The sequence below is a fragment of the Brevundimonas sp. genome (assembly GCF_041688735.1).
In the GTDB taxonomy this organism is placed as follows: Bacteria; Pseudomonadota; Alphaproteobacteria; order Caulobacterales; family Caulobacteraceae; genus Brevundimonas.
On record NZ_JBDNHO010000088.1, the window covers coordinates 1 to 9,492 of the forward strand.

The window sequence follows — 9,492 nt, forward strand, 5'->3', positions numbered from 1 at the left end:
AGCGTGACCCTGCCAGATGCGGACAAGTAACTGATCTATTACGACTTTCGAGCGCGAGTTATCGCATAATCGGCACCGCTTGAGACCCCACCCGAAACGGTCTTTTTTCAATCTTGCCAGTAGCTTACCGGTAAGATGGTGGGGGTACCGCCTTGGACGCCGATTCACAGTCTTCACTTTCGGCGAAACGCCCCATGACCGGCCCTCCAATAACCGGTCGATTCTACCAGAGACTGGCGTTTATACACAGCCTGGACCGCCTTTGCGCATAAGGCGCGATCCAAAAAATGGTGCCGTCAGTTCAAATGCCGGCCACTCCACCATCATCGGACGCTGGTCTTGTCAGGATTGCTTCGCCAGGTTGGGGAAACCGCTCCGGCCGGGGCTCGACCGGCCCGAACGCGCTTCTTGACACAGAGAGCGATGTTTCCTGACTATGCGTCATGGTAGTCAAACCTGTCCTTTCCGGTCTCGAAGCCTATCTGTCGGCCGATTTTTACGAGCGGCGTCGGCAGTTGCGGGCGATTACCGCACGGGTCGACCCCCCCGACCAGGAGGATCTGCTCCAGGATGCAATGGTGCGGGCCATCGAGGCCGATCGCAAGAACCCGGTCCGCAAGCCGCTTCATCTGCTCCGGCGCATCCTGCGCAATCTCGCTATAGATCACTCACGCGCCCGCACCCGCACGTCCCGACTGTTCATCGCCACCGAAGCCCCGGACATCGCCTGTGACCGGCTGGGCGCGGAACATCATATTGTCGCGGGCGAACGTCTGCGTTGGGCCTTGGCAATCATCGACACCATGCCTGAACGGCGGCGTGCGGTCTTCCTGATGCACCGGGTCGAGGACATGACCCATCTACAGATCGCGCGCCGCCTCGGCATCAGCACCAAGACCGTCGAAAAGCATATCGGTCTCGCGATGGTTCAACTGTCGCGCGAGACCGATCGCGAATGACTGCGCGTATGGGGGTGGGGTTTGACGTCGGTGAGACGTCTACAGGGAGGTCAGCACGGTACGGACGGACGCGATGATGAGAAACGAGCGCGAACGAGAAGAGGCCGGGCAGTGGTTTGCAGTCGTGCGCCGGGGGGCCATGACTCTGGAAGAGCGTCAGGCGTTCGACCTTTGGCACGCCGAGGCGGGCAATCAGCGTGCCCTGGACGGCATGCATGAACTCTGGGGTGAGCTGGCTGTCCTGAAATCCGTCCAGGTTCCGCTGCATCGTCCCCGGATACACCGGCGTGCCTTTATGGCCGCCGCAGTCGGTATCCTTATGGTCGGCGGCAGCGTCCTGATGTTGCCCGACCTGGCCGAGACCCGTGTCACGACCGGAATCGGGGAACAGTCGACCCGCGCCCTCCCGGACGGGAGTGTCATGGCTGTCAATGTCGACAGCCGCGTCAACTACACCTTCAACGAACGTCGGCGAATCCGCATGGATGAAGGCGAGGCCGCGTTCTTTGTTCGCAAGGACCCCAACAAGCCGTTCATCGTCACTGCCGGTGCCTATGATGTGCGCGCCGTCGGTACAGCCTTCAACGTCCGCCGGCGCGGTGGGGCGACAGAGGTCGCCGTCAGCGAAGGCGTCGTCGCGATCATTTCCCGCGACGACGGCCGGGAATTGATGCGTCTGCGCGCCGGCGAGATGAGCATCCTCCCACGAACGCCTGTAAAGACACGGCTGGTGGTGGCGACGGTCCCGATTGCGACCATCGCCCAGTGGCGGATGCGGGTCATCGAATACGATGACGTACCGGTGCGTGCGCTGATCGCTGAACTGAACCGCTTCTACGACCGCCCTTTGCACGTCGACGACGCTGGTCTCGCAGGCCGACGCATCACAATCCGGCTCCGCGTTGAAGACCGTGACCGAACCCTGCAGACCCTTGCTGGATTGCTCGATGCCAAAATCGTTCCGGGGTCGGGGTTTGACACCCTGAGAACAGTCCGCGCGCCTGAAGGCTAAATCGCAGTCGCGTCACGAGGTAGGGGGTCCGCGCCGCCATGCGTCTAAGTCTGGGTAAGGTCCTCGGGAGGGAATTCATGCGTAGACTGATTGGTACGGCGATGTTGCGCCGATTGGCGATGGTTGGCGCGGGTGCGGCCGCCTTGGCGACGGGCCTGGTGCCCCCTGTGGCCTGGGCACAGGAACAGACCGCCACCTTCGATGTCCCGGCTCAACCGCTGTCCTCCGGCGTTCGCGTTCTGGCCAGTCAGGCCCGGGTTTCACTCGTCGCGGACTCTGATCTTTTCAGCGGCCTGAACGGCCCGGCAATTAGCGGACAGATGAGTACGCGGGCCGCCCTGAACGTCATACTTGCCGGAAGTGGCCTGGAGGCGCAGTTCGTCAGTGCCGACAGCGTTCGGATCGTCAGGGCCCGCTCGGACAGCCCACGACAGCAACGGGCCGACGCGGAAACCGCACAGCTCGATGAAGTCGTCGTCGTTGGCTCGCAGATCCGCGGCGCGCGCATCAATGACGCCCTGCCTGTGACTGTCCTCAACGCAGAAGACCTGGATGGCGTGGCCGCGACCAACGGTGACGAACTGTTCCGAGCCATCCCTCAGGCCGGAGACGTTGCCTTTAACGAATCCCAAGACGTGGGCGGCATCAACGATGCGCGCGGCGATACGGCCTCGATCAACCTGCGCGGCCTCGGTACCGGCAATACGCTGATGCTGCTGAACGGGCGTCGGATGGTTCTCCACCCCGGGACCCAGACCGAAAACCTGGTGCCCGTTGCAACGGTCAATACCAACGCCATCCCGACCATGGGCGTGCGGCGGGTCGAAGTCCTGCTGGACGGCGCGGCAGCCCTGTACGGGACCGACGCGGTCGCCGGTGTGATCAACACAGTGCTGCGGTCGAATTTCGAAGGACTGACGGTCGAAACCGGCGTTGGATCGGCGCAAGCCACGGGAATGGAGCAGTACGACTTCAGCGTCCAGGCCGGTCGCGATTTCAACGACGGCCGCACCAACATCTCGGTGATGGCCGACTACAGCACGCGCAATGAACTCTGGGCCCGCGAGCGTGAATACGCCCGCAACAGCGACAACCGCGCGCTGGTCATCGGTACACCGTTTGAAGGCGACACCGACTTCAACAACACCTCGGTCGACACGCCTTGGGGTGAGTTCATTCGCCTGACCAGCACCTATGGCTCGACGACGGCCCCGACCCGCGTCAACGGCCAGAACCTGACGACGAGTGGCGTCTTCCATGTCCAACCCGCCACCAATGAAGGCTGCATCGCGCCGGGTATCACCGCCGGCACCTGTTTTGACAACTCTTCGCTGTCGACTCTCTCGACCGACAACAACCTGCGCTATAACGACAACGACGTGCGGGCCCTGGTCGGTGCCAATGATCGCACCAACCTGTTCGTGTTCGTCAACCACGACTTCGATAATGGCGTGGAGTTCTTCGGCGAGGCTGGCGTCTATTATGCTGACTACAACACCCAGCGTGAACAGGAGACGTCCCTCTCGGCGGCGCTGATCATCATGCCGGCCAATGCCTACTGGAACCCGCTCGGCCCGATTGGCAGCCCCAACAGACTGGCGGGCCTGACCACCGGCACCGGGGTGACCCCCTTCCCCGCCGAGGGAGCCCCACTCGTGATGCAGGACTATCGCGTCGTCGACGCGGGCCCGCAGCAAATCAACGTCGAAAGCCTGTCGACCCGCTTCCTCACAGGCCTGCGTGGTGACTGGCGGGGCTTCGACTGGGAAACCGCTCTGGTCTATTCGACTTCACGGACCGACGATACGATGGTGGGTATCAGCAGTACGCTGTTCGAGGACGCGATCTCGCGGACCACGCCCGACGCCTACAACCCCTTCATCGGCGGCAGCCTTGTCGACCCGTCGCGGGGTCCCGAAGTCGGCAATGGCCAGGCGATCATCGATACGTTCATGGTCGACGTTTCGCGGCTCAGCGAGACCTCACTGACCATGTGGGACCTCAAAGCCTCACGACCCGATCTCTTCTTCCTGCCCGCTGGTCCGGTCGGTGCGGCCTTCGGACTTGAGTTGCGTCGCGAGACCTTCTCCGACGACCGGGACGATCGCCTCGATGGAACGGTCACCTTCACGAACAACGCCGGGGAGACGAACGGCAGCGATGTCATGGGGGCCAGCCCGACACCGGACACCCGTGGTTCGCGCAGCGTGCAGGGGGCCTTCATCGAGTTTGCCGTACCGCTCGTTTCGTCGGAGATGAACATTCCCCTGGTTCATTCACTGGACCTGCAGCTGGCGGCCAGAGCCGAAAATTATTCAGTCTTCGGATCGGTGGCCAAGCCCAAAATCGCCCTGGCCTGGCGACCGGCGTCGTGGATGATGGTGCGTTCGGCCTGGTCACAGGGCTTCCGCGCTCCGAATCTGCCGCAATTGTTCGAACAGGGGGTAGAGCGGTCCAACACCCGCACCGATTGGGTCCGCTGTGAAATCGAAGTTCAGGCCGGAAGAGTGGCCAATTTCAACGCCTGCAGCGCTCCTGTCTCTTCCGTCAGCCAGCGATCAGGCAGCACCGACCTGACGCCCGAAGAGTCCGAAAATTTCACCGTCGGCCTGGTGGTTGAACCTCGCTTCCTCCCCGCATCGTGGGGCGACCTGACGTTCACGGCAGACTACTGGAATATCCAGCAAGAAAACCTCATCGGTATCTTCGGCGACGCCAATGCGCTGACGTTGGACTATCTGCTGCGCACTCAGGGCAACTCCAACCCCAATGTAATCCGCGCTGCACCGACCCAGGAACAAATCGATGCCGCCGTCGGCACCACTCTGGCTCCCGTGGGAACCCTGATCCGCGTCATTGACAACTATCGCAACCTACAACCGCGCGAGGTGGATGGTTTGGATCTTGGGATTTACTACCGCCTCGACGACACGCCGTGGGGCAATTTCAGCTGGCGACTGAACGCCGCCAAACTTCTGACCTTCTATCAGGAACCAGGCGAGGAATCGGCACGGTTGCTTGCGGCCCAAGCTGCTGGAGACGTTGATCCCAGCATCCGGATCGTCGGTGCCCAGGACCTGCGACTTCAGAACGGTCTGCCCGAATGGCGGGCGACCTCGACCGTCACCTGGCGCAATGGCAACTGGGGTGCCGGCCTTTACAGCAGCTATGTCAGCGAAGTGGTTGACACCAGCGCCACCCTTGCCGACGGCACCCAGTGGGTTGTCGACGACTGGCTGACCCACAACGTCTACGTCCAGCATGATTTTGACATCCCCGGCATACTGAATGACACACGTATCCGGGTCGGCGTCCGCAATATCGAGGGCAAGGATCCGCCTCTGGCTGACCAGTCGTTCGGGTATCTGGGCAGCTTGCACTCCAACCGCGGCCGCTGGTTCTACGCCACGCTGCGCAAGCGCTTTTGACGGAACGGCGGCACCGGGACACCGGTGCCGCCTCTCTTCCCGGACAGCGGCGCACACCCGTGTACAACGAGCCGCTCCAGCGAGAACTCACTGAATGGCCGTTCCCGTCACCTATCCGAGCGATGCCCCCCGGCGAGGACCGTTCGCGTGTGCAATCGTATCTGGTTCGCGACGGCTCTGTGGAAGCGAATCCTGCTGGGGCTGGCCCTCGGTATCATCACTGGTCTGGTTCTTCAGGAACGTGCGGTCGCCCCGAGGGGGATGGGCGACGTCTTCTTCCGGCCGATCCACATGCTGGTCGTGCCGCTGATGTTAATCGCCATCGTCGCTGGCGTGGCCGCCACGGCCGGCCAAGGCCGGGGCGTGGCAATCATGCTGGAGACCATACAATGAGACCCATTAAAGCGGCCCTGCTTGTCATGGTTCTTCTGTTCATGCCCGGTGCCGGTTTGGCCGCACCTCGGGTCACCGATGAGGCGCGGACCCCGACGGCGGCGGCCCCGGAACGGGTAGTCTTCCCCAGTCTCGACGACGACCGTACCGAGTTGGTTGCCTATCTGTATGCGCCAGCGAGTGTCGAGGGTCGGGCTCCGGCGGTGGTTCTTATGCACGGCAGGGCCGGAGCCTTCTCATCGCTGGCAAACGGTATCTATGACGCGACGACCCTGACCATGCGCCACCAATACTGGGCGCAATACTGGGCTGATCGCGGCTATTATGCCCTGATCGTCGACAGCTTCGGACCGCGAGGGTATCCGGGCGGTTTTGGTCGCGGCAGCTACGCTGAACGCCCGGACGCGGTCAACGAGGTCACCATTCGCCCGCTCGATGCCTATGGGGCTCTGCGCTACCTGCGCACTCTGCCGGGCGTGGACGGTGACCGGATCGGATTGATGGGCTGGTCCAACGGCGGCAGCGCCACCCTGGCGACCATGGCTGACGACAAGCCGGGCGACATGCATCGGCTGGGGTTCCGCGCAGGTTTGGCCATGTACCCCGCCTGCGGCCTGCACAATCGGTTCGCACGCGCAGGCTACAACAGCTATGCCCCGGTCAGGGTCTTCATGGGCACCGAGGACGAGGAGGTATCCCACGACCGCTGCCGCGACCTGATCGGCACCAGCCGTGCGCGCGGCAATGACGTGACCTTCACCTCCTATCGCGGCGCAAGCCACAGTTTCGACGATCCGGGTCGTAGTCGGCAAAGTGTGCCTGCAAATGCGCGCGCTACCGCTGATGTTCGCGAACAGGCCGCAGCCTTCTTTGCAGATGCCCTGGCCCCTCGCCTTCCCTGAAGTCGCGCCGGTTATCCCGTCGCCATAGCCCGTCGGAGCCGTATGGGGCTCGAAAGTACGTCACGAGGTCTCCCGTTGCTGAAGCCGCTCCCCCTGTTCATGGCCGTCCTGCTGCTGGTCTCGCCCGCCTTTGCACAGGAGCCGCAGGTCCAGACCCGACCCGGTGTCGGATCGGGCGGCGACATCGTCAGCTACGGCCAGATTCACAGCCCGGTGATCGGTCGCGGCGGCATGGTCGTCAGCCAGAGCGCCCCGGCTTCCGAAGTCGGTGTCCGCATTCTGCGTTTGGGCGGAAATGCGGTCGATGCCGCTGTGGCGGTTGCCTTCGCCCAGGCCGTGACACTGCCCCGCGCCGGCAATCTGGGCGGCGGCGGCTATATGCTGGTGCATATGGCAGCGACTGAGACACGACCCGCCAGCGACATCGCCATCAACTACTATGGCGTGGCTCCCCATGCGCTGACACCGGACCTGCTGCTGGACGATAGTGGACGGTTCGACCGTTCGGCACCGGCCGGTTTTCTCAATGTCTCGGTCCCCGGCACGGTGGCGGGTCTGTGGGAGGCCCATCGTCGTTTCGGCAGTCTGCCCTGGGCCGACGTGGTCGCCCCGGCCTTGGCCCTGGCCGAAGACGGTGTGGTGCTCAGCGATGGCGAAGCTGACGCCACCGCCGGACGCGCTGGTGTTCTGGCACGTGATCCCGGCGCTCGCGAAGCGTATCTCAAACCGGACGGCAGCGCCTATGGTGCCGGTGAACGGTTTCGACAGCCACATCTGGCCTCAAGCCTGCGCCAGATCCAGACCGGCGGTGCCGACGCATTCTATCGTGGCGACCTGGCCCATCGCATCGTCGCTGGAGTGCTGGCCGGTGGCGGCATCATGGATGCTCGTGACCTTGCCGACTACCGCGTCGAGGTGAGCGCACCGATATGGTCCAGCTATCGCGGCCATCGCATCGCCAATATGCCCCCGACGGCTTCAGGCGTCAGCGTCGCCCAAGCCCTGAACATCCTCGAGGGATGGCCGTTGGGTGAGATGGGCTGGGGCAGTGTCGACAGCCTGCATCTGATCGCCGAGACCATGAAGATCGTCTCGGCCGACCGACGACTGATCGGCGGTGCCCCCCAGTGGCGCACCCCGGCGAACGGCCTTGCCAGCAAGGCCTTCGCCGCTGAGAGGCGGGCGCTGATTGCGATGGACCGATCCCTAGGCGCGGCCGACATCGCGACGGGCGACCCCTTTCCCTACGAAAGCCGGGACACGACGCATTTCTCGGTCGCCGACGCCCAGGGCAATGTCGTCAGCAACACCTACACCCTGTCCAACTCCTACGGCGCGCACGTCGCCGCGCCGGGTACGGGCATTCTGCTCAACAACTCGCTCGACAATTTCTCGTGGGGCCGCGTCGATGACGACGCCATTGCCAACCAGCCAGCCCCCGGCAAACGGCTCGGCTCGACCATCACGCCGATGATCGTGTTCGGTGAGGACGACAGACCCTGGCTGGTGACCGGCACCCCGGGGGGCAGCTATATCATCGCCACCATGGTCCAGTTGGTCATCAATGTGATTGATCACGACCTCAATATCGCCGAGGCCGCCATGCGCCCCCGAATTAATCAGGGCAGTGCCGGACGGCCGCTGGAGCTGGAGGGCGGCTATTCCCGCGACATCGACCGCCTGCTTGAGGCTCGAGGCCACACGGTTCGTCCGTCAGCGACCATGGGCAGCACCCAGTCGATCATGATCGACGGCGACCGCTTTCTCGGGGCCGCCGACACCCGCCGCCCAGACGCCCTCGCCCTCGGTGTGCGCTGACATTCAAGTTTGGATGGGGCGTGTCGCGACCTAGCCGGCAGACCTAATCGGTGCGACCCTCGGGTTTGGCCAACTCTCGCCGGGGGCGGGGAGACGAGTTTGGGCTGGACCAGCCCGCGCCTGAGCCGGCGATCTTAGGACATCCGATCCCCACCCGTTCCGGACCTTCGTTGTGTCTGCTCCCGGCTGTAGGCCGGAGCGTTCCTTCAAAAAAAATAAGGGTCCCCGGCCCGCGAACAAGCCGAAGCCAGCGCGCGAGGCGGGGTAGGGGTTAGGCCGCAGCCTGCTTCGCCGCGCCGGCCTCGACGGCGGCCAGCAGGGTCGAATTGTTGAGATGGCTATATCTGGCCGAGCTGGCGACATTAGCGTGGCCCAGCACCTTGCCGACGGCGAACAGATCGACACCGCTGTTGACCATGAACGACGCCGCCGAGTGCCGCAGATCGTGGATCCGAAGGCCCGGCAGCTTCGCCACCCGGATCGCCCGCTGCCACCCGTGCTTGATGGACACGTAAGGCTTCAGGGTGTCGGGGTTGGGCACCAGCCATTCATTGAAGCGGGGCAGGGCTTCAATGATCGCCAGCGCCGCCTTGGACAGCGGAACGTGGCGCGGCTTGCCGGTCTTACTGGTCGGGATCAGCCATGACCGACGGTCGACGTCGACGTGTTCCCAGCGGGCATCCAGCAGTTCACGCAGCCGGGCACCGGTCAGCAGCAACAGCCCGACGATGTGTTGGAGTTGAGTGTTCTGGGACGCCGCCACCGCGACCCGGAGCCGCGCCGCTTCCTCCGCCGACAGGAACCGTTCGCGGGCGTTGTTCAGCGGCTTTCTGATCACGCCACGGGTCGGGTTCTTATCGCAGCCCGGGACGCTCCAGCGTGCGCCCAGCTCGAACGATCGGCCGAAGATCACCCTGATCTTCTCGACCGTCGCCGGTGCCAACCCTTCTGCCCGCTTGTCTGCGAGCCATTGGGCAACG

General features: G+C 63.7%; 7 protein-coding genes. 6 read left to right on the top strand and 1 reads right to left on the bottom strand.

Going from position 1 to position 9,492, the window contains the following annotated elements:
* Window positions 1-443: 443 nt before the first annotated feature.
* From ACESMO_RS09025 to ggt, 6 genes are all read left to right on the top strand, one after another.
* Window positions 444-959, top strand: a complete 516-nt coding sequence (locus ACESMO_RS09025; protein ID WP_372707831.1) for an RNA polymerase sigma factor — start codon at window positions 444-446, stop codon at window positions 957-959.
* 73 nt (window positions 960-1,032) lie between these two features.
* Window positions 1,033-1,971 (top strand): FecR family protein, encoded by a 939-nt coding sequence (locus tag ACESMO_RS09030; RefSeq protein WP_372707832.1) that lies wholly within the window; start codon window positions 1,033-1,035, stop codon window positions 1,969-1,971.
* A 77-nt stretch (window positions 1,972-2,048) separates the two neighbouring features.
* A complete protein-coding gene (locus tag ACESMO_RS09035) occupies window positions 2,049-5,399 on the top strand; it encodes a TonB-dependent receptor domain-containing protein (protein WP_372707833.1) in 3,351 nt (1,116 codons plus the stop codon).
* Window positions 5,400-5,546: 147 nt separating this feature from the next.
* On the top strand, window positions 5,547-5,792 hold the full coding sequence (locus tag ACESMO_RS09040) for a cation:dicarboxylate symporter family transporter (protein WP_372707834.1): 246 nt from the start codon (window positions 5,547-5,549) through the stop codon (window positions 5,790-5,792).
* Window positions 5,789-6,694, top strand: coding sequence for a dienelactone hydrolase family protein (locus ACESMO_RS09045; RefSeq protein WP_372707835.1), 906 nt, complete (start codon window positions 5,789-5,791; stop codon window positions 6,692-6,694). Before ACESMO_RS09040 ends, ACESMO_RS09045 begins: the two co-directional genes overlap by 4 nt.
* A 75-nt stretch (window positions 6,695-6,769) precedes the next feature.
* Window positions 6,770-8,512: a gamma-glutamyltransferase gene (ggt, locus tag ACESMO_RS09050; protein WP_372707836.1), complete on the top strand. Its 1,743-nt coding sequence runs from the start codon at window positions 6,770-6,772 to the stop codon at window positions 8,510-8,512.
* A gap of 271 nt (window positions 8,513-8,783) precedes the next feature.
* Here the strand turns inward: ggt and ACESMO_RS09055 are convergent.
* A partial coding sequence (locus ACESMO_RS09055) for a tyrosine-type recombinase/integrase (RefSeq protein WP_372707837.1) occupies window positions 8,784-9,492 on the bottom strand: 709 nt, incomplete at its 5' end.

What these genes read in the sequence shown, in the direction of transcription:
- ACESMO_RS09030 (WP_372707832.1), top strand. Translation starts at nt 1,033, where the DNA reads ATGATGAGAAACGAGCGCGAACGAGAAGAGGCCGGGCAGTGGTTTGCA.
- ACESMO_RS09025 (WP_372707831.1), top strand. Translation starts at nt 444, where the DNA reads ATGGTAGTCAAACCTGTCCTTTCCGGTCTCGAAGCCTATCTGTCGGCC.
- ACESMO_RS09045 (WP_372707835.1), top strand. Translation starts at nt 5,789, where the DNA reads ATGAGACCCATTAAAGCGGCCCTGCTTGTCATGGTTCTTCTGTTCATG.
- ACESMO_RS09035 (WP_372707833.1), top strand. Translation starts at nt 2,049, where the DNA reads ATGCGTAGACTGATTGGTACGGCGATGTTGCGCCGATTGGCGATGGTT.